Genomic DNA, 21,769 nt, shown 5'->3' on the forward strand with positions numbered 1-21,769 from the left:
TTGTAGAGACGTTACAATGCAACGTCTCTACAATAAACACAAAGGAAAAACTTATGGCACAATCAATTTCTTTATCTCTGCCTCAATCCCCAACCTCATCAACGGGTGTTAAGGTAAAGGTAGTAGCTCTATTCAAGACTCTCGGTACTCTGACATTATTACTAATAGCCTTGCCGTTCAATGCTTTGATAGTATTGATATCTTTGCTGTGGGGCATTGTGAGTTCGCCGTTTACGAAAAAAGCTGTCGTAGCTGCTCATCCTCAGACTATCTTGGTAAGTGGAGCCAAGATGACTAAAGCATTGCAACTTGCTCGCTCTTTCCATGCCGCAGGACACAGAGTTATTTTGATTGAAGGTAACAAATACTGGTTGTCTGGTCATAGATTTTCAAAGGCGGTAAGTCGTTTTTATACGGTTCCGGCTCCACAAGAAGATCCAGAAGGCTATATCCAGGCGCTAGTAGAAATTGTCAAGCAAGAAAAGGTTGACGTTTATGTTCCTGTATGCAGTCCTGTAGCTAGCTATTATGACTCTTTAGCAAAGCCTGTATTATCAGAATACTGCGAAGTTTTCCACTTCGATCCAGATATAACCAAGATGTTGGATGATAAATTTGCCTTTACCGATCGGGCGCGATCGCTTGGTTTATCTGTCCCCAAATCGTTTAAAATCACAGATCCTCAACAAGTTATCAATTTCGATTTTAGTCAAGAAACCCGCAAATATATTCTTAAAAGTATTGATTACGACTCCGTTCGCCGTTTAAATTTAACCAAACTTCCCTGCGACACCCCAGAAGAGACAGCAGCCTTTGTCAACAGTTTACCTATCAGTCCAGAAAAACCTTGGATTATGCAAGAGTTTATTCCTGGTAAGGAATTATGCACACATAGTACAGTGCGGGATGGGGAATTAAGATTGCATTGTTGTTCAAACTCTTCTGCGTTTCAAATCAACTATGAAAACGTCGAAAATCCCCAAATCCGTCAATGGGTGCAACACTTCGTCAAGAGTTTGGCTTTAACTGGGCAAGTTTCTTTCGACTTTATCCAAGCTGAAGACGGTACAGTTTACGCCATTGAATGCAATCCCCGTACCCATTCGGCAATTACAATGTTCTACAATCACCCCGGTGTTGCAGACGCTTATCTTGGTAAAACTCCCCTAGCTGCACCTCTGGAACCCCTAGCAAGTAGCAAGCCCACTTACTTCCTATATCACGAAATCTGGCGACTAACTGGTATTCGTTCTTGGAAACAATTGCAAACATCGGTTAATACTCTAGTGCGGGGCACTGATGCTATTTACAGTCTTGATGACCCCATACCATTTTTGACTTTGCATCATTGGCAGATTCCCTTGCTTTTGCTGAAGAATCTCCAACAACTCAAAGGATGGGTAAAAATAGACTTCAATATTGGCAAACTGGTGGAATTAGGTGGCGATTAAATAATTCGTAATTCGTAATACTTCGGCTCCCTTCTCTATGAGAGGCTGCACTTCGACTACGCCCTTCGGCTACGCTCAGGACAGGCTCAGTGACCACGCCAACGGCTTCTCTACGAGACGCTACGCGTTAGCGGAGCTTTCGCTTTAGCGATACGCTCAGGGCAAGACGCTCAGTACAAGTTCGTAATTCGTAATTGAAGAAGAATTCAGTAGATCATAGCCCCTCCTCGCTTGCGGGGTAGGGTTCTCATAGCCCACTCAGCTGAGAACGTCCATATAAATTCTAATACTACATAGGAAGATAAATTATGCCAGTACTTCGTATCCTTCATTTAGTTGGGTCTGCATATAATGATTTTTACTGTGATTTGTCACGCCTTTATGCCCAAGACTGTCTCGCGGCAACGGCAGATCGATCGCACTATGACTTTCAGATCGCATACATCACACCCGATCGCCAGTGGCGATTTCCTCCCTCACTCAGCCCTGAAGATATTGCTGACACCAAACCGATGACTCTGTTTGATGCCATAGAGTTTATAACAGCGCAAAACATTGACCTCGTGTTACCACAAATGTTTTGTATTCCTGGAATGACTCACTACCGCGCCCTATTTGACCTGCTGAAGATCCCTTATGTAGGCAATACTCCAGATATCATGGCGATCGCAGCGCATAAAGGCAGAGCTAAAGCAATTGTTGAAGCCGCAGGGGTAAAAGTGCCTCGTGGAGAACTGCTTCGCCAAGGAGACGTTCCAACAATTACACCTCCAGCGATCGTTAAACCCGTAAGTTCCGATAACTCTTTAGGGATAGCCTTAGTCAAAGAGGCTACTGAATATGACGCTGCTCTCAAGCAAGCATTTGAATATGCTTCGGAGGTCATTGTAGAAGAATTTATCGAGCTCGGTCGAGAAGTCAGATGTGGCATTATTGTCAAAGACGGCGAGCTAGTGGGTTTACCCCTTGAAGAGTATCAGGTAGACCCCCACGATAAACCCATCCGCAACTTTGCTGATAAACTCAAACAAACGGACGATGGCAACTTGGATTGTGCCGCTAAAGATAATATCAAAGCTTGGATGGTAGACCCTAACGACCCGATTACCCAAAAGGTTCAGCAAGTGGCTAAGAAGTGTCATCAAGCTTTGGGTTGTCGCCACTACAGTTTATTTGACTTCCGCATCGACCCAAAGGGGCAACCTTGGTTTTTAGAAGCCGGGTTGTATTGTTCTTTTGCCCCCAAAAGCGTAATTTCCTGTATGGCAAAGGCAGCGGGAATCTCTGTAAATGAGTTATTAATGACGGCTATCAATGAAACCTTGGGGAGTAATAAAACTGTAAAATAAAGATGTAAGTTAGCAGTTCTTCCTATAGGTGGATAAATCTCCAGGTTGAATACAAAATTATTTTTTCATATCCGTAACAAAGAAATTTCATCCTAACTACCCAAATCTTTTTTAGAAATGAGTGGCACAAGTGAAGCTAATCGTAATACACCAGATACAATAAATACTTCTGCTATGCCAAAAGACCCAGCAAATTGAGCGATGAAGCCACCGATAGTTGCTCCTAAAGCACCACTTGCTCCAGCGACAGCTGCTGCTGTTGCAAAATAGATAGACTGATTTTTGACTGGTGCAATTTCTATCTGAAGATTGTTGTTACACAAGTCAACTCCTCCCCAATTAGCTCCAATAAAAATGTGTAACAGCGGCAACCATAGCCAGAGATCGATAGGGCTAGAACCCATCTTCAGCCACAGCCAAGGTATGACTGCAATTAGAATTCCAGTAGAAATTAGAATTGGACGATTGCCTATTTTATCTGCTAATCTACCCCACACGATGAGCATTAGCATGTGTGCCCCTGCTCGCAGGCTATTGTAGAAAGTTACCCAACTCACATCCAGGTTCAGCGTATCTAGCAAGTAGAGATTAAAAAACGGGGCACTCAGATTAACAGCAAACGTCCATGAGCCGAAATAAAGCAGAAACACGAAAAAATTAGAGTTTTTCCAAATGCTGCTATCTATCTGGTTTTGAGGAGTTGGCATTTGCGGCAGAGAGATTGGTTCAGATATCTCACTAGGTTCATTTGGTGCGGAGTCTGACTGAATCTCACTGGTTTGAGATGAGTTAGCATAATAAGTATTTTTTAATTGAGGATTTATATCAACCTGAAAATACTGACACCCCAAGCTTACAATTCCAAAGATAATGCCTAAGAGCAAAATCACCCCATAACCTTGGATAGGCCCCCCGTACCAATGTGATACAGCTAGACCGGCTATTGGCAAACCGACCAACTCGGTTAACTTAGCAAGGCTATTGCGTAGCCCGAAATATCTACCTCGTAATTGCCGTGGGACTAACATTGCTATCCAACTCAACCAAGATGCGGCTCCTAGTCCTCCTAACAAATGGCTGCATACGAGAATCAAAAGCGACAATATCACTAATTGATTGGAATTCAGCCCTCCCCAACTAAAGCTAACAATGCCAATTACTAAAATCAGCCATAGTAGCCGACCAATCCCATGAGTGCGAAGGGAATACTGAAAGCGGCTAGTGCTGCGTTCAGACAAATAAGCACCCATCGGCTGAAAGAGATTCACCAACATGGGGATAGAACTCACCATGCCAAATACTACTGGACTGGCATCCAACCCCACCAAGAAATTACCTAGCAAAATTCCGCCAGTACCAATAGAGAAAACTGCTGCGAAAACACCATCGACAGTAGAAGCCCTCAAACTCCTGCGAATACCATCTTTAGAAATACGAGGGCTGAATGTTGAGGTAGGAGAGAGTGTTGTTGATGGTGAAGCAATCTGAGCAATTTCTATAGAAAGAGATGCACCTGTTTCAATTTGAGACGAATCCATAAATCTAGTATTTAAGAAAATAATTAGGATTTACGCATCATACATATGTACTATACTGACTTTGGGCTTTTGATCAACCGCAGGGATAGTCTGTACGATCATCAGGTATTGTGTTTTTCATTTCAAGAGTTGATATACCCGATTTACCAGGGCAAACGTATCTAAATTACTTTTGATCGCAACCAACGTTAATAACCAACGAAAAAATCAGCATTTCTCGTTTGGTTTAGTTTCCAAGACTCCAAGCGATGTCTACGATGGTCACTGAGCCTGTCCTGAGCGTAGCCGTTGGCGCAGCCTCTCGTAGAGAAGGGCGCAGCCGTTCGCGCAGCGTCTCGTAGAGAAGTGCGGGCTACGCCTACGCTTAACTATTTGTCAATAAATAAGACTTAATAAGATTGTTTTAGGCCCTATTGAGAATATACTTCATAAACTTGATGATACTTAGTATCTGCATTTCTTATTAAAAACGAAACGCGCTTCATATTCCAAGTTGTATAAAGGTTTGACTTAATCATTTAATAGTTATTTTGGCAGTTTTTGACTCCTTTTTTCTCAGGCTTTGTGATAAATCCAGAGTAAGGGTATTACGAATTGATCTAACGTTTGTAAACCAAGAAACCCGCGATCGCATCCAAAAGTGCTTCAGGCTCATCTGCGCGGATTAAATGACTGCTATTCTCAAAAATTCTCAAATCTGCATTAGGAATTGCCTGAGCAATTTCCTCAGAAAATTCTGGGGCGCAAATCCAGTCATGCCGACCTGCAATCACTAAAGTAGGTGCGGTAATTTTGTGTAACTGGTCAAGAATATTGTAGTTGCGGAGGAAACCGCCAAAAGCAACATTAATCGCATCAACTGAGAGAATATTTCGCTGCCAAGCAATGGCTGAGGTGGTGGGATTATATTTTAGCGAATACATTGATCCCAACACTTGAAAATACTGTCTTAGCTGTTCCTCATTTTCAAAATTTCCATCCCAAAGTCGTTGAGCGCTTGTTTTTTGTTCTTCAGTTCCCTTCGATGCGAGGATTTCCTTAGCCCGTTCTAAAAATCCACTATGGGCTGCCGTGGCAATCACAATCAGATGAGAGACATTCTGAGGATAGCGGACTGCATAAGTCAGAGCCACCATACCACCGTAAGAACCACCAATCACAACGATTTTGTCCAGACCAAGGTGTTGGCGCAACGCTTCCATATCTTCAACATTATTGTCTAAAGTATAGGTTTCTTTAGGCCCACGTGCAGACCTTCCTTGACCGCGATGGTCAAAATAGACTAGTTGAAGTTTTTGGCTTAAAGTCGAGAAGGTTGGTTTGAAGGAAGTATGATCCGCACCAGGCCCCCCGTGAATTAGAAAGGCGACAGGTTTAGAGCAGATGCTCGCGCCATCCACCACTAATGCAGAACCTTCCACATCAAAGAAAATCTCTGTATCTCTTATTTTCGCTCGCATTTTCGGGATTGTATAAAATTACGTGATTTACGCCTAATTATGAATGAGGTTAGCGCAGTAAGACGTAGTCCATTATGAATTAGTAATTATTTTGCAATGATTCATATTCAAATTCAGCAACGTTGAAATTTCACTTAGTTTGGAAGATATTTTGTACCATTTTTTTGTCTGAATTTGCCGCCGCCTTATCTAACTCTGCAATCTCACCGGCGTCTAATTGCCAACCCAACGCGCCAAGATTCTCCTTTGCTTGTTCGACGCTCTTTGCTCCAGGGATAGGAATAGTTCCTTTACAGATGCACCAATTAATTGCTACCTGTGACATAGTTTTGTTTCTGAACTGTGCTACCTCTCGCAAACATCCCAAAAGCGATTTACCAGCAGAAGCCGCTTTGCCTCTACGCATTCCTGATAATATTTGCTTAAATAACAGACCTCGAATGCCTTTAGGCAAAGGGCCTTGCTCAGAGTATTTTCCTGTCAGTAGTCCCAAAGCTAGAGGGCTGTAGGCAATCAATTTAATGTCTAACTCATCACAAAGGTCTTTGAGCTTGAGTTGAGTGACAGGATATGTAGACAACAGAGAATATTGAACTTGCAGAGTTGTAATCGGAACGCCTCGTTCGGCGAATTTTTTCTGCACTCTCATCAGCCGTTTCGGCCCATAATTGGATAATCCCACGCCCTTGACCAGTCTTTGTTCATACAAATCGGCAAGACCATCTAAAAGTCCTTCCTCTTGCCAAGGCGCATAGTTTGCTGTTGACCAATGCATTTGTACCAAATCGACATTTCTTCCCAAGCGTTGGGCAGATGACTGGCAAGCCTTTACCATTGATTGACGCGTCCATCTCCAGGGGTAAGCAGCAAGCTTAGTTGCAATACAAATATTTTCTTTGGCTGAACCTACATATTCTCGGTTGAATCGTCCCAGAAGCAACTCACTCCGACCATTCAATCTCCCCGTTCCGTAAGAATCGCCTGTATCAAATAAAGTTACACCATTGCTTACGCAAAGGTTAAATACGGCTTGCAACTGCTCATCCATACTTTCGTCATATCCCCAAAGCAGTTGGTTGCCCCAAGCCCAAGTACCACAGCCCATGCTTGGAAGTGAGAGTTTTTGGAGAGTCTGCATCTTTGCTATTTGTAGATTGCCTTATTAATTATCAGGCATATATAGCAGTCCGAAATCATTCGTGAAAATTTGAGATAGTTAGAATAATTTCAACTTGACAGACTACTATTAGGGAATATGGTCGGATTTGCCAAAAGCCAAGCTTTTTCAGTCCAAGCGTTATTAAATAACCCCACCTCTGACACGTTTAATTCAAATGAATGGGGTGGTGATTCTAGCAACAAAGGCGAACCTTTATCATGGGCCTCAACTAAGTTAACTATCCAGGGAAGAAAGTCTAAGATTTCTTTTGGTAATACAGTTAACTCGAAATCCCACAACAAATTCAGACCTCGGCAGACTTGTCCTTTTCTGGTCACTGTCACTCTACCAGCACTCTTGTTAATAGCCAGTCGCAGAATAAATGGGCGGAATGGGACAAATTCATCGGGTGCTGTATAAGCGTATACATTTATATAGTTGAGTCTCTGCCTACGATCCATCCAAGATGCGATCGGTGAATTACTACTATAAGATGTACCAGTTATAAGTACCGGCATACTCATCGCAGTAGCAAAGTTAGAGTAGAACTTATGCCTTAGTTCGTTAACAATATGTTTAGCTTCTGGATTCATGGTTGCTACACCTATTACAAAAACGATACCTGCGGTAAGCTACCCTAACGCATGGCTTCATAAGAATTATTTCCTAAAACCTCCTGCATCACTTCTCTACGAGAGGCTGCGCCCGAAGCGAAGCTATGCCGCAGGCTTTACGACTACGCCCTTCTCTACGAGAGGCTGCGCCAACGGCTACGCTCAGGACAGGCTCAGTGACCACCTGCTCTCTGACTTGAAAGTGCTGAGTGCTGTTAGCGGATAGCTAAGGTTGAGCCAGTGCTGAGTGCTGAGTCAAAATACAAGTCCCAAAACGCAAAAAAGGCAGACTCCTTGTCTGCCCTTAAGACCTGAGAGTTAAATTTTTGGTTTTAGACCTTAATAGCGGCCACCACCACCGCCACCGCCACCATAGCCTCCTCGTCTACCACCAGAGGAACCGCCATCTGTTTTGGGCTTGGCTTTATTAACTTTTAAGCTTCGACCCATCCATTCAGCGTTATCAAGGGCATCAATCGCCGCTTGTTCTTGTGCGTCTGATTCCAATTCCACAAACCCGAAACCTCTCATCCGACCTGTTTCTCGGTCGACAGGCAATTGAACATTTTTTACAGTTCCATATTCTGCAAAGACTTGCCGGAGGTCATCTTCTTTAACCTCATAAGATAGATTGCCGACGTAAATTGACATAGAATGTCTCCAGAATCAGAGGGTGTAGAGATTTAGATCCGGAGAGGTCTGTAATACAAGTATATATAAAAACAAACTGTACAGCCGAATTTCATCTTCCACGCATACTTTAACATAAATGGAGAAGTTATGTTCGTAAGTAACACTATACTTAATCTGTCGATCTAAGTACTCAGATAGTTGGCAAAACTAGTTTCAAATCAACCTACCAACGATCGCATTAAATTTGCAGCGATCAAAAAATTTTCAGAACTGAACTTAATTTATCTTCAAAGAATATTAATTGGTAATTTTTAGATTTTGTTCAATCAAAATTTCGAGAGAGAATAAATCAATAAAACCAGTGCGATCGCTTGTAACGTAAAATTAGTTTCCATCCAGCATTTGCTAACACCTTGACGCCCATGTTTTGCGACTACCTCATCCAAATTCTGACTGCCCGTGTATATGATGTTGCCCAGGAAACACCACTGGAGTATGCTCCAAATTTGTCTGCGCGGTTGAATAATCAACTCCTGTTGAAACGTGAGGATATGCAGTCAGTATTTTCCTTTAAACTGCGGGGTGCTTATAACAAGATGGTGCAACTGCCGCCAGATATATTGGCGCAGGGTGTAATTGCCGCGTCTGCGGGGAACCATGCTCAGGGAGTCGCCCTAGCAGCCAATCGCTTGGGAACCAAAGCGATTATCGTCATGCCAGTAACCACACCCCAAGTCAAGGTGGATGCGGTGAGAATGAGGGGCGGAGCAGTGGTGTTACATGGAAACACTTACGACGATGCTTATAGCTATGCCCGTGAATTAGAAGTAGAAAAAGGATTGACTTTTATTCATCCTTTTGACGATCCCCATGTAATTGCTGGACAGGGAACAATCGGGATGGAAATTTTACGGCAACATCAGCAACCCATCCATGCAATTTTTGTCGCAATTGGAGGCGGCGGATTAATTTCTGGGATTGGGGCTTATGTAAAACGGTTACGTCCCGAAATCAAGATTATTGGTGTTGAACCAGTAGATGCTGATGCCATGTCTCAATCACTCAAAGCCGGACATCGAGTGCGCTTGTCTCAAGTGGGGTTATTTGCTGATGGCGTAGCGGTGCGGGAAGTAGGTGAAGAAACCTTCCGTTTATGTCAGCAGTATGTAGATGAAATTATTTTGGTGGATACAGACGATACTTGTGCTGCAATTAAAGACGTGTTTGAGGATACGCGATCCATTTTAGAACCAGCCGGTGCATTAGCGATCGCAGCAGCCAAAGCCTACGCCGAACGAGAACAAATCGAGGGACAAACCTTAATTGCTGTCGCCTGTGGTGCAAACATGAATTTTGATCGCCTCCGCTTTGTGGCAGAACGAGCAGAGTTTGGCGAACGGCGCGAAGCAATCTTTGCAGTCACAATTCCAGAGGCACGAGGAAGTATTCGCCAGTTTTGTGAATGTATTGGCAACCGTAACCTGACCGAGTTTAATTATCGGATTGCCGATGAAAAAACAGCCCATATTTTTGTCGGCGTGCAAATTCAAAACCGTGCCGATGCTGTCAAGATGGTAGAAACCTTTGAAGCTCAAGGATTTGAAACCCTTGATTTAACGGACGACGAACTCACTAAACTACATCTGCGGCACATGGTGGGTGGGCATTCTCCCCTGGCTCACAATGAATTACTCTACCGTTTTGAGTTTCCCGAACGTCCCGGCGCATTGATGAAATTTGTAACTTCCATGAGTCCCGACTGGAATATTAGTCTTTTTCACTACCGCAACAATGGCGCAGACTACGGACGAATCGTTGTCGGTATCCAGGTTCCCCCCCACGAGATGGAAGATTGGCAAGCTTTTCTCGATCGCCTGGGCTATCGCTATTGGGATGAAAATAAGAATCCGGCATACAAGCTGTTTTTGGGATAGTAGGGGAAGAGGCAGAGGGGCAGAGGAAGCAGGGGAAAAGGTTAAAGGTTAAAGGGAAAAGGAATAAATTTAATCTTTCCCCTTACCCCTTTCCCTTTCCCTTTCCCAATGCTCAATTTAACGAGAACTCCCTTTCGATATCAGATTTGAGTCCCAAGTGTAAAAGCCAATTTGATTAGGAACCCTAGCGAATCTACCTGTGCGATAGCCTCTAGATAGTTCATTCAGCACCTTATTTTTGATCTCTCTAATTTGCTGAGAATCTAGTTCTCCATAAATCCCGGCGATGACTTCAGCCACGCTGAAAACTTTACCTGGATTTTGTTTTAACAGAGAGGTGAGGGCATCAATTAAAAATTGACCCTCAAAGGCGTTGAGCATCGGTACTGTTTTTGTCGGGGGAACGAAAGGCTTCTTATTTTTGTTCTTGATATTCCTAGAAGCACCATTGCGATTATTTGGGGCTACCAAACTTAAATCCAGAGTATAGCAACCTGGCTCATCGGGAATAGTTACCCAGTAATTCCTTTCTCTGCCTTGGGTGAGGGAAGATTGCACTCTACCTTTGACTACTTTGAATAGATTGGAATCTAACTCTCCATAAAGCGATCGCACGATAAAATCGATATGACAAACAGTACCTATCTGTTCTTGCAATAGCTGTTTTATGGCTTCCATTCGCGAGATAGCGTGCTGATACTGAGGTAGCATCGGGATTTCCACTACCTTCGTTGAACTATCGTTGTTCTCTAGGGCGATCTTTGGATCTGTTGATGTCGTTTGAGGTTGACTCTCTTTTGTATCAACAGCAGCAGAAAAAGAATTATTTATCTCAACTCGCTCTAAGTCTTTTTGTACTGACTCTAAAGATTCCACCAAGTTGATTTCGCCGATGTCATCAAGGGGTGATAAAAACCGCAGAGAACTTTCCCCAGAAAGATTTGAGGTTTCATCAGTCGCTGTTAATCTTGATATCTGCTTGTTGGTATCAGAAAAAGACCAGTTAGACAACAACGCTTCTACATGATCCAGCTGCGATCGCGCCTGCACAAAGAGGCGTTCATACTCTTCTGTAAGGCGAGCATAATAGTCTCGTAATTCCAACAATGGTGAGAGAAAAGTGCCCGGAGGCGGTTCTAATTGTCCGTTTTGAGTCATAGGGCTTTAATCAATTTAAATCGATGTCACTTTTATAAGACATTGCTCTGGGTTTTGCCTTGTGAGATGCTGGCTGGGATTTCTTAGGCGGTTGGGGAGGGCGACATCTCTCACAATATAAAGGTCGAGGTCCGAAAGTCTCACGTTTTGTCAGATCGTTACACTCTTTACAGACAAACTGGAAAACACGAGTATGAATCTGTCTTTTGTGCGCCCTGACAGTATATTCCCTAACATCAATGAATTTACTTGCCATAATTAGGAATTGTGAATTGCCGACGTTATCAATGTCCTATCAATATAGCTATTCAAGCAAATCAAACCGCATCAGTGTGTGTTTATGTAGAAGTTTTATTCAAATCAGTGAATTTGACATCTAGACATAAAGTGCAGATGAGCAATTTGAGAGTTAGCCGTTGACTATATCTCTCAGCATATAATTGGTGATGAGCAAACACTACTACCATTCTTTAGGCGCAGGCGATTTACATTGCCCCGCTGATAAAAGTTGGTAGGAGAAAGTGCAGGATTATTTACTTCCACTACTATTGATTGGCAAATCAAGCGATCGCCAGTGTCTCTAATAGCCCATCATAAAATTACCGCACTCCTAGCCCCTCTTCCTCATGCTAAGTGGGTAATGCTTAATGGAGCCATTTCTATCTAAAGAACAACCGCCTCCTAAAACAGGAGGCGGCGATCGTTGTTAATCAAAGTATGATTCCAATAATCTTTATCCCTCTACTAGTAGTATGTCAAGTCAACTTCACGAGGTCAATAAGTTCGTAGTCAGAACTTTAGTCCTTTGTTAAGCGCTCAAGCACTTATTACTAATCCATCAATTTTAACTTGACAGACTACTGCTGACTGGGAGCAGCAGGTTGTGATTGAGGTTGTTGGCGCAAACGGCGCAAAGAGTCCCGCAATTTATTCTGGGTAGTATTATCTCTTCGCCGCCGCCGATTTGTGGTTACTTGTGGCTTTTGTGATGAATCGGTAGTCGTTTGCTCGCGCCGGATGCGGCGTAAGGACTCTCTTGCAGTTCCTTGAGTACGAGTTGTTCTAGCTTCAGATGATGAGTTTCTAGCAGGACTTTCTGCTCTTTGAGGTTCCAGTCGCCGACTAAATCCAGATATTGCTGGTCTTGATGGGGGTGCCAACTCTCTGCGCCTACGTCTTGGAGCTGCCTCTGTGGAGTTAGCGGCCGTTGTTTGCTGGGTTCTCTCTCTCTCTTGTGCTTCTCTTTGTATTCGCCGTTCTTGAACTTGGCGCGATCGCCGTGAACCTTTGATGGCATATTCAGTGGCGATCGATACCCCTTGTCTACCACCTTCTGCGGGTTTTAATTTCCAGTCACGTGCTTGTCTCTTGGTTTCTTCATCCAAGTCGCGGTTTCCACTAGAGCGAGCAATCCGCACATTCGTAACATTACCTTGTGCATCAGTATCTACAGCTACTTCTACTCTGCCTTCAACTCCTCGCCGTCTTGCTGCCTCTGGATATTTGGCATTACATTCGCGGCAGGCTGCACGACCATTACCATTACCTGAACTGTTAATTTTTGGAGTTGTAGGCGCTGTTGCTACTGTGGGACGGTTTCCTGTTCCACTACCAATTCCACTACCAGTGCCACTACCGATGCCACTACCAGTGCCGCTACCAATTCCACTGCCGATGCCACTGCCAGTGCCACTACCGATGCCAGTTCCAGTTCCACTGCCAATGCCACCACCAGTGCCAGTGCCAGTTCCTCCACCAGGACCAGTACCGCTACTTGTACCTACAGCAATACCACTACCTGAGCCTAAACCAACACCAGATCCGCCGCCACCGCCACCACCACCACCTGGTGAACTTGCTTTGGAATCTTCAGACGGAGCTGATTGGGGAATGGATGATGCAGATTTCACAGGTACTTCTGGTACCGCTCGTGGAATAGGTGCAGATTTCACAGCAACTTTTGGCTCAATCGGAATTGCTTTTGGGGGCGTACTTATCGGCTGTGGCTTCTGAGGGACTGCTGTAATCTGTTCAAATTTTTCTACTGGTGGAGTTTCTATAGGCTGTTTTTGAACAATCTCTGGTTCTTTTTTTATTTCTTCTGGAATCTCTGCAATTGGTTTTTCTGGTTCCGCAGTCGGAGAATCCACGATCGCGACCTCTATAGGTTCTTCTTCTCCTGTGGGTACTCTCGTTAAATAATTACTTATACCAGAAGACAGTACGCCGATATGCAGCGCCAGTGAACCTATTAGACTGTAAGTCAGAAAAGACTTGAGAGCCTCAACTTCTTTGGAACGTTGCTCGACAGTAGTGCCGGAAAAGCTCATAGCTATTGCTACCTATTCTCACTAATTTAGCTATCTTAGAATGCAAGGTTACAAATATCAAGTAAACAATTCAAATTATTTGGGATAGCTTTACGAACCCCGGACTAACATCAACATTTTTTTGAACCACCAATATCATGTTTTTTGGACAAAGTTAACTTTTATTACAATCAAATTAAATTAATTTATGTAAAACAAATGAACGAGTAAATAAAAATCATGAACGTTTCATTTGAAAAAATTCTCATTGTATTTTATATTTTATTGAGAATAAGTTTCAGCTTTTCTCTAGATTCTGGTAGTCTGATTTTGTATTGTGGATGACGTTATAGAGGCACTACATGGGAATTCAAAATTTGTTTGCAGCAGGCGGTGTGGTCATGTGGCCCCTGTTGGCGTTTTCAGTATTGGGTGTGGCACTGATTTTCGAGCGGATCAGGTTTTGGGTACGGATTAATCAGCGTCAAAACCGGGTAGTGCGAGATGTTTTGAATCTCTACCGCCTCGATAATATTGTCGGTGCAATGGATAAACTTCAGAAAAACGCAGATTTGCCACTGGCTCGGATTTTTCTAGCGGCTTTAGAATTAGAAGAGCCAAATCCAGAGGAATTCCGTTTAGCCTTAGAAAGTGAATCGCAAGCTGAGATACCTGTACTCAAACGTTTCCAAAACATTTTCGAGACAATTATTAGTCTGGCACCACTGTTAGGACTTCTCGGCACGGTATTAGGATTGATAGCTTCCTTTGCTTCCCTAAATCTTGGTGACGTGGGAGGTAGCAAAACGGCAAGTGTTACGGCTGGCATTAGTGAAGCCCTGGTATCAACTGCATCAGGATTGATCGTTGCTATATTCATACTCATGTTTGCCAATACCTTCCGGGGACTGTACCAACGGCAAATTGCATTAATTCAGGAGTATGGGGGACAGCTAGAATTACTTTACCGCCGTCGCTATGAACGAGGAGAAAAAACCTATGCGTCTACCAGATGAACCAGAGCTTCCGCTACAGATCAACATCGTGCCGATGATTGACGTGATTTTTGCAATTTTGACATTTTTCATTATGTCAACTCTGTTTTTAACACGTTCTGAAGGTTTGCCAGTAAATTTACCGAAGGCCGCCACAGCAAAACAACAGCAAGTTCCCACTAAAATTACCATTACGGTAGATGAAAAAGAACAGGTAAGCCTAAACCGTCAACCAATTGCAGTTGATGATTTGACAGCGCAAGTGCGAACCTTAGTTGGTTCTAACCCAGAAGTATTAGTGATTATTAATGCTGATGAAAAAGTTGATTATGGTCGGGTGGTGGCGGTGATGGATCGGGTACGTCAGGTTCCGGGAGCTAAATTAGCGATCGCTACCCAAAGAGAATAAATAGATATTATTGGGCATAACGAAGTTCAGAGAGTCAGGAAAATTCTATATTCTGGCTCCTAACTCATTCTTGTCTAATAGATATCTTCAGCAATCTATTATCTTTGTTATGCACAATTAATTAATTTTGCCCATAACGGTTCTCGACATGCGTGAAGTACAATTTTGACCTCTCTCCTAAAAGGAGAGAGGCTTTGAATTGTTCCCCCTTCCCGCTTCGGGAAGGGTTAGGGGGTTAAGGCAGTAACTTTTATCAAAACAGAAGTCAGGAGCCAGAACGAGCGTCTTCATTCTGACTCCTGACTTCTGAATTCTGACTTCTTCAATGGTGTAGGTTTTGCCAAGGTTAAGTTTCAGCCGAATGCTTCCATTCTAGTATCTACAATCACGACATAATCCAAACTGACTTGATAAATTGCTAATTACACGAACAAAATAAGGCATAGCAAATTTATACAAGCAGGTAGATTATCTGATGACTATTCCAGAGTCAATTAAAAAATTCATTACATGGATACAAGGTTTTGACCATCGTGTTTTACAAAATGAAGATGATGTAAAAGAAAAGTTGATTTTTCCCATGTTTAACTATCTCTGCTATCCAGAGATATGTCATCGTGAATACTCTTTGAAAACATATCAATCAGAAACCTACGCCAAGAATCCAGAAATTGCTCAGATTTATTTTGCAACAGATGATGTTAATAAACACAATACAGATACATCACTTATTTTTGTAAAAGCGATAGAACCGCAAAAAATCAAGTTAAATGAGGCTATTGATCAAGCTAGATTTTATAGTAATCATTTTAAAACACTATTTTTTATTGTCACTAATGGATATGAAATCAAGGTTTTTCAGCGTCTACATTCTAATAGAGAAGAATTAGTATTTGATATAAATATAGATACCTTAAAAAATAACGATGTCGCCTCAAACTTTTATAATAAACTCAATTTTGATTTAGTTAAAAACATCGATAAAAATACAGCCAGTATTTTAACATATACTAAATATAACTTAATAGAAAAATTAATTATATGCCATCCAGATTTACAGGATTGTTTAGAAAAATGTGATTTTGAGCCTTCTACAACGCGAGAAGGCTGCCACTTAGTTGTTGTTAAACCAAAAGTAGCGATCGCCTGTAATTTACCCCAAGCTTTTGGTGAAGGTAATTGTCAAATAGAATTCAGTAGTATTCTTTTTAAAGGTTTAAAAATTCACTTAAATAATCAAGATATTTTAGGTCAATTAATGACTGGATTACATACTAAACCAGATTGGGGTTGTCGTCGTTTTTTGAAAAAACTAGATAAAGATAATTTTACAGTAAATTTGGGTCAAATAACAGTTATTTTATCAAAAAAAGAAACAACAGACTTATGTTTATGTGTTGATGAAGTTTGCCAAGAATATCAAAATTTAATAATTAAATTCGAGAATGCTCTAGAAACATGGGATTTTAAATTTATAAAGTTCTCAGAAGCTCGTGGTTTTATCCTCTTTTCTGTTAGACAAGAATTGTGGAAGTTAATGCAACAGTTTGCTAAGGAATTTGATTATAAGAAAGGTAAATCAGAATGGCATCTATTTCATAGGAAAAATCTATCAATTCGAGTAAGCAGAGGAATTCGCGATCATGCATTTTTCTTTCCAAAATTTGATAGAGATTTATCTTTATTGCCTAGTAATCAAGTTAACATAATCTATGAGCTAAATGATATTAATTTACGATCTATTAAAACAGATAAATTTAGCTTGTGGCAGCAAGATATTGGAGTACGAGGAACTTGGACAGCTAAATATACCAAACAATGGTTATTAGATAAATATATTCCCAAGGTGATTAAATACTATTCAAACAAATCTCAATTATCTGAAGCTGAATTGCTAGCAAAAATAATAAATTACAGAAGTGAACGTGCGCCAATAAAAGAAATTGATAACATCAGAGATTTAGTACCTTATCTTCGCGACATCCAATCTTGGCTACATATCTATGTGGAAAATATTGCAGCTTCGCAATTGAAGCCATATTACCAAGCCTATACAAATTTAGTGCGTAACACAGATTCTTCCATAAAAGGCATAGACTATATTGTCGGAAATTTGCAAAGAGTTGGGTGGAAAAATCTGGCAGAAGAAAATAATAGTAATTCCACAGACTGGAAAAACTTGACTTTTAAATATGCTATAGATTGCTTAGATCGGCAAGTAGTAAGAATCAATAATAGTGAATACGAGAATAGTTTCAAGGCAGATTTAATCACTCGGATATTTATTTGGATTATAGAAAATGGTCGAATATCTTTTTCACAAGCTCAGTTAAATGCTGCCAAACAAGCTTTAATCCCACTTTGGGAACAAAGTCGTTTTGAAATGCGCTATATGTATCCTAATCAATAAAACTACATAATTTGCTGTAAATCCAACACAAATCCAGAAAGTATATTTTCTCCAGATAAACTAGCAGGATTGTCTAATATTTCTACATCTTTACCTGGACGATAAATTTCTACTCGCTTGTTTTTCCGATCAATTAACCAGCCTAATTGAGTACCATTTTCGATATACTCCTGCATTTTCTCTTGCAATTCTTTCAAGGAATCAGTACGATAACGCAACTCTACTACAAAATCAGGACAAATTGGGGCAAATTTTTCTTGTTGTTCTGGGGTTAAAGCATTCCAACGCTCAATTTTCACCCAAGAAACATCAGGAGAACGTTCTGCGCCATTAGGTAGGGTGAAACCAGTTGAAGAGTCAAAACCTTTGCCTAATTTAGTCTGTTTATTCCAGATTCCTAATTCAACAACCATATCAAAGTTACGGTTGCCAGTCTCACTAGCTGTAGGTGGCATAATTAATAATTCCCCTGATGCTGTGCGCTCAAATCGATAATCGCGGTTTTTCTGACACATCTGGAAAAATTGCTCATCAGTCAAGTCAATTTTCAATTTGAGTGTAGAAGGCAAACTGGTTGTCGTGGCGTTCATAGGCTATTCTGAGCATCTTACTTTCTAGTGTAGTGCTGTGTGGAGTGCGTAGGCGTAGCCCGTCGTAGACATCGCATGATGAGATAATGGCGATCGCATTTTATTTAAATCTTTATTTTTTCCGAATAGGCGCAGCTTTACCCAAGTAAATTGTCTTGTCACCTGGAGGAAGAATAATCCAATTTAGTTGTCTTAAACGAACTTTAAGATTAGTTATTGTTACGCCCAAATCCTTTTGCATTGCGTAAAGGTGAGACCATTTTGTTAAATCATGTTCTGCTGCCATCTGTTCTAAAATATAACGAGGCATTAGCAAATAACTAGCGAAACGTTGAGCTTGCCATTCCATCTTTTGCAGTTGACCACTAACAGCACGGCACAAAAAAGGCTGCATATCTATTTCAGCTTTACCACCCTGCTTTATCAGTTCTTCAAACTGGCCAGCCGTTTTTTGGTCAATATGTAGTTCCCAGTGTCCCAGTTCATGAGCTAGCGTTGATTCTTCAAACCCTTTGGGAAGTTCTAAAATATCTTCATTGATTTCGATCAGATGCTCTAATGGCAGAATCCTTGCTGCTATTTGTCCTTCAGCATCAGGCGGTATCCTATCCCAAACAACATCCAACCCTAAAAACTCTGCCACACGAGTTGCATCTAAAGGCCACTTAGGAATATATTTGGGTGTTTCCTGCATACGCTTGAGAATATTATTAGCCCTGGCCTCAATTTCGCTATCAGGAATATAGCGATACCGCTTGATGATACTCAACCTTGCTTCTCCTCATTTTCTGGTTGTGTAGCTTCTCGAAAGACTCTTTTAGCAAAATCAGGATTTTCCTGCATTCGACGGAACAAAGCAGGCATTCCCTAGAAGGGCATTTACGAATTTCACCAAAATATTCAACTATTGCACCAATTAGATGGTGTAGAGATAGTAGCAGAGAAGCTGAGATTAGACCAAGAGCCTATAGAAGTTAAGCAGCGAGTTATTAAAATTTTGACCAACTACTATCAGGAACCAATTCTCTGTGAAAAAAAAATCATCAAGCTTAGTCGAGGTGATGAAGGAATTCCAGAGCCAATTCTGATTCAGCAAGGTAATTATTTTTTTAACTTGTTTGTAGCTCTTGACTGCATTTTTATTGAATCAGACAAGAGACTGCACATTTTAGATTTCAAAACAGGCACATCTAATTTTGATAGGCGACAAGCGTTTGTCTACCTGCTGGCAGCTACTTATATGTTCCCTGGACAAAAAGCTGTTGCTTCATTTTATAACTTGGAAACTAGTAAATGGTCTGAGCCAATTACCGCCACTGATGCTCAACTCAAGGCAATTCAATCTAAATTAGCTCAAATAGCTCAAGAACATCAAAAAGAATTGGGCCGTTACAAGCAAAATCCATCTGCATTTGCTGAAATATTTCCTGCTAATCCTGGAATACCCTGTCGAAATTGTCAATTCACGTCAATTTGTAAATTCCATTTATTGGAGGTTTCTGCATGACTGTTGCTATTGCACCTACCCAAACTTATACCTCTTTTAGTGAAGTTTTTCCAATCAAAATTTTACAGCTTAAGTTAATGTGTTTTCGGCTAACACCTGAAATTGACAAAAAAGATGGCAACCGATTGAGCTATCATTTTAGTCGAAAATTACCTGAGACTGTTGTTATATGGTACAAGCCTTACTTTTGGATTTTGGCAGGATCTCATAAAGATTTACCTAGCAAAGAAGAATTACAAGATGCACTGAAAAGCATTCAAAATGAAGTAGAAGATTTTAAGGAACGCTTATTCGGTTTTCAATCAGTACGTCAGCCTCAGCCTACATCTTTTATTTATTCTATGTTAGCTATTCAAGTTTTGAATAAAACCAAATTTAATTCTCCAATTGTTCTGTCTGATAATGGAGTTATGGTCAAAAGAGAACCAGATTTTTGGTCAGAAATTATCGAATTACAAGGTGAGTTTCAACCTGCTCTTAGTTTGACAGTGTGCAGTAGCATTGTGTTTCGTGATAATTTGGCTGATTTCTACGAAAAACATCCTCAACGACAAAATTCAGAACAGCTTTTAATTGGTTTAAAAGTTCAAGAAATTGAACGAGGTAGTAACGCAACAATTGTCGGTATTATTGGAACTATCGAAGAGCATAGAGATGAACTCTTAGCAAAAGCTACTGGCTCAACCAGTAAACAAGCACTACGAGATGCCCCAAAAGATCAACCTGTTGTTGCTGTACAGTTCGGTAAAGATACAAAACAGTTTCACTATGCTATGGCAGCTTTACGTCCCAGTATTACATCTGCCACAGCCGATCAATTTGAAGTTGAATACGGAAAGCTACTTAAGGCTACTAAAATTTCGCATCAAGACAGAACAAGTCTTTTGGCATCTTATAAAAAAATAGCAACAGACGCTTTAATTACTTATGGAATTCAACTAGAACGTAGTATCAATAGTATTCAACATCCAAATTTATTCTGGAAACCTGAATTTCCTATAGAGGAAACTCCTCTACTTTTTGGTAATAACTTTATAACCAAAAGAAGTGATGTTCTAAATGGTCTTAAAAAAGGTGGAGTTTATCGCCGACACCCTGATTTTAAAGATAAATCCAAAGTGATTCACATTGCAGCACTCAAGCTTTGTGATTTAAAAGTAGATCCGTTCCTGAAATTACTTAAGCAGCGTCTGGAACTATATGGATTTAAAAGTGAAGTTATTACTAAGCAACCTTTGTCACTGGATAACCTGACTAAGACTGAGGCAAGAGCAGAAGTTGAGAAGAAAGTTAATGAATTAATTGAGATACCACACGACATTATTGTAACTTTTTTACCTCAAAGCGATCGTCTTGATGATGATACAAATGAGGGAAGTTTTTACCATCAAATATACTCTTTATTACTCCGCCGTCAAATTGCTAGCCAAATGATTTATGAAGATACTTTGAATAAGCCTGGAAATTATCAGTATATCTTGAATCAGGTAATTCCTGGAATTCTAGCAAAGTTAGGTAATTTGCCTTTCGTTCTAGCCGAAAACTTAAAAGATGCTGATTATTTTATTGGCTTGGATGTTTCTAGAATTTCCAAAAAAAAGCAAGCAGGTACAAGAAATGCCTGTGCTAGTATACGTCTCTATGGCAAACAAGGGGAGTTTGTTCGTTATCAACTAGAAGATGATTTAATTGATGGTGAAGAAATACCACCTAAACTATTGGAGCGATTACTACCTGCTGCTGAATTAGCAAACAAAACAGTCTTAATTTATCGTGATGGTTCCTTTGTTGGGAATGAAGCTGATTATTTAGTAGATAGAGCTAAGGCAATAGGAGCTAAGTTTATTTTGGTGGAATGTAAAAAGTCTGGTATTCCTCGACTGTATAACTTAAAACAAAAAGTTGTCATAGCACCTTCACAAGGCTTAGGACTTCGTTTATCATCTCGTGAAGCAATTCTGGTAACAACTAAAGTTCCTGATAAAGTTGGTTTGGCTCGTCCTATACGTTTAACAATTCATGAGAAAGGACACCAAATCTCAATAGAAAGTGTTTTAGAAACTACTCTAAAACTTACGTTATTGCATCATGGAGCTTTAAAAGAACCTCGCTTACCTATGCCATTATATGGATCTGATCGCATGGCTTATCTACGTTTGCAAGGTATTCGTCCTAGCCAGATGGAAGGCGATCGCCAGTTTTGGCTGTAGAATTAACATCAACATTACAGATATTCTGCATCCAATCAAAACC

The 21,769-nt window shown here is 41.0% G+C and carries 19 protein-coding genes; 9 read left to right on the forward strand and 10 right to left on the reverse strand.

The window, feature by feature from the left end:
* Positions 1-53: 53 nt before the first annotated feature.
* Both RMX69_RS22885 and RMX69_RS22890 read left to right on the forward strand, forming a co-directional pair.
* The gene (locus RMX69_RS22885) at positions 54-1,451 is read left to right on the forward strand and encodes an ATP-grasp domain-containing protein (protein WP_289798632.1); all 1,398 of its coding nucleotides are present in this window, start codon (positions 54-56) and stop codon (positions 1,449-1,451) included.
* A 308-nt stretch (positions 1,452-1,759) separates the two neighbouring features.
* Positions 1,760-2,800, forward strand: a complete 1,041-nt coding sequence (locus RMX69_RS22890; protein WP_289798631.1) for a D-alanine--D-alanine ligase family protein — start codon at positions 1,760-1,762, stop codon at positions 2,798-2,800.
* A 92-nt stretch (positions 2,801-2,892) separates the two neighbouring features.
* On the opposite strand, the gene RMX69_RS22895 is transcribed toward RMX69_RS22890, so the two are convergent.
* The 5 genes from RMX69_RS22895 to RMX69_RS22915 all read right to left on the reverse strand — a co-directional run bounded on the left by RMX69_RS22895 (position 2,893) and on the right by RMX69_RS22915 (position 8,222).
* Positions 2,893-4,338, reverse strand: a complete 1,446-nt coding sequence (locus RMX69_RS22895) for an MFS transporter (protein WP_322638803.1) — start codon at positions 4,336-4,338, stop codon at positions 2,893-2,895.
* A 599-nt stretch (positions 4,339-4,937) separates the two neighbouring features.
* Complete coding sequence (locus tag RMX69_RS22900; RefSeq protein ID WP_289798630.1) at positions 4,938-5,798, reverse strand: alpha/beta fold hydrolase; 861 nt, start codon at positions 5,796-5,798, stop codon at positions 4,938-4,940.
* Between the two features lie 130 nt (positions 5,799-5,928).
* Positions 5,929-6,936, reverse strand: coding sequence for an aldo/keto reductase (locus RMX69_RS22905; RefSeq protein WP_322638804.1), 1,008 nt, complete (start codon positions 6,934-6,936; stop codon positions 5,929-5,931).
* An 89-nt stretch (positions 6,937-7,025) separates the two neighbouring features.
* Positions 7,026-7,550 (reverse strand): hypothetical protein, encoded by a 525-nt coding sequence (locus RMX69_RS22910; RefSeq protein WP_322638805.1) that lies wholly within the window; start codon positions 7,548-7,550, stop codon positions 7,026-7,028.
* A 360-nt stretch (positions 7,551-7,910) separates the two neighbouring features.
* Entirely contained in the window at positions 7,911-8,222 is a 312-nt protein-coding gene (locus RMX69_RS22915; protein WP_289798627.1) for an RNA recognition motif domain-containing protein, read from the reverse strand.
* 404 nt (positions 8,223-8,626) lie between these two features.
* Here RMX69_RS22915 and ilvA point away from each other — a divergent pair, with 404 nt between their 5' ends.
* Positions 8,627-10,138 (forward strand): threonine ammonia-lyase, biosynthetic, encoded by a 1,512-nt coding sequence (gene ilvA, locus RMX69_RS22920; protein WP_322638806.1) that lies wholly within the window; start codon positions 8,627-8,629, stop codon positions 10,136-10,138.
* 117 nt (positions 10,139-10,255) lie between these two features.
* Here the strand turns inward: ilvA and RMX69_RS22925 are convergent, their stop codons facing one another.
* Both RMX69_RS22925 and RMX69_RS22930 read right to left on the reverse strand, forming a co-directional pair.
* Entirely contained in the window at positions 10,256-11,296 is a 1,041-nt protein-coding gene (locus RMX69_RS22925) for a hypothetical protein (RefSeq protein ID WP_322638807.1), read from the reverse strand.
* 10 nt (positions 11,297-11,306) lie between these two features.
* On the reverse strand, positions 11,307-11,552 hold the full coding sequence (locus RMX69_RS22930; RefSeq protein ID WP_099099597.1) for a hypothetical protein: 246 nt from the start codon (positions 11,550-11,552) through the stop codon (positions 11,307-11,309).
* A 252-nt stretch (positions 11,553-11,804) separates the two neighbouring features.
* Here RMX69_RS22930 and RMX69_RS22935 point away from each other — a divergent pair, with 252 nt between their 5' ends.
* Positions 11,805-11,963, forward strand: a complete 159-nt coding sequence (locus tag RMX69_RS22935; RefSeq protein WP_322638808.1) for a hypothetical protein — start codon at positions 11,805-11,807, stop codon at positions 11,961-11,963.
* 190 nt (positions 11,964-12,153) lie between these two features.
* On the opposite strand, the gene RMX69_RS22940 is transcribed toward RMX69_RS22935, so the two are convergent.
* The gene (locus RMX69_RS22940) at positions 12,154-13,626 is read right to left on the reverse strand and encodes a TonB family protein (protein WP_322638809.1); all 1,473 of its coding nucleotides are present in this window, start codon (positions 13,624-13,626) and stop codon (positions 12,154-12,156) included.
* 341 nt (positions 13,627-13,967) lie between these two features.
* On the opposite strand from RMX69_RS22940, the gene RMX69_RS22945 reads away from it, so the two are divergent.
* The 3 genes from RMX69_RS22945 to RMX69_RS22955 all read left to right on the forward strand — a co-directional run bounded on the left by RMX69_RS22945 (position 13,968) and on the right by RMX69_RS22955 (position 17,419).
* Entirely contained in the window at positions 13,968-14,621 is a 654-nt protein-coding gene (locus tag RMX69_RS22945; RefSeq protein WP_289798623.1) for a MotA/TolQ/ExbB proton channel family protein, read from the forward strand.
* Positions 14,605-15,009: an ExbD/TolR family protein gene (locus tag RMX69_RS22950; RefSeq protein WP_289798622.1), complete on the forward strand. Its 405-nt coding sequence runs from the start codon at positions 14,605-14,607 to the stop codon at positions 15,007-15,009. Before RMX69_RS22945 ends, RMX69_RS22950 begins: the two co-directional genes overlap by 17 nt.
* Positions 15,010-15,484: 475 nt before the next feature.
* Positions 15,485-17,419: a hypothetical protein gene (locus RMX69_RS22955; protein WP_322638810.1), complete on the forward strand. Its 1,935-nt coding sequence runs from the start codon at positions 15,485-15,487 to the stop codon at positions 17,417-17,419.
* Between the two features lie 2 nt (positions 17,420-17,421).
* Here RMX69_RS22955 and RMX69_RS22960 read toward each other — a convergent pair whose 3' ends face one another.
* Both RMX69_RS22960 and RMX69_RS22965 read right to left on the reverse strand, forming a co-directional pair.
* On the reverse strand, positions 17,422-18,009 hold the full coding sequence (locus RMX69_RS22960; protein ID WP_322638811.1) for a Uma2 family endonuclease: 588 nt from the start codon (positions 18,007-18,009) through the stop codon (positions 17,422-17,424).
* 112 nt (positions 18,010-18,121) lie between these two features.
* On the reverse strand, positions 18,122-18,778 hold the full coding sequence (locus tag RMX69_RS22965) for an ImmA/IrrE family metallo-endopeptidase (RefSeq protein WP_289798619.1): 657 nt from the start codon (positions 18,776-18,778) through the stop codon (positions 18,122-18,124).
* A 138-nt stretch (positions 18,779-18,916) separates the two neighbouring features.
* On the opposite strand from RMX69_RS22965, the gene RMX69_RS22970 reads away from it, so the two are divergent.
* Positions 18,917-19,516 (forward strand): PD-(D/E)XK nuclease family protein, encoded by a 600-nt coding sequence (locus RMX69_RS22970; RefSeq protein ID WP_322638812.1) that lies wholly within the window; start codon positions 18,917-18,919, stop codon positions 19,514-19,516.
* Positions 19,513-21,726, forward strand: coding sequence for a Piwi domain-containing protein (locus RMX69_RS22975; RefSeq protein WP_322638813.1), 2,214 nt, complete (start codon positions 19,513-19,515; stop codon positions 21,724-21,726). Before RMX69_RS22970 ends, RMX69_RS22975 begins: the two co-directional genes overlap by 4 nt.
* Positions 21,727-21,769 lie beyond the last annotated feature (43 nt).

The organism is Nostoc sp. EspVER01 (assembly GCF_034530635.1).
GTDB lineage: Bacteria > Cyanobacteriota > Cyanobacteriia > Cyanobacteriales > Nostocaceae > Nostoc.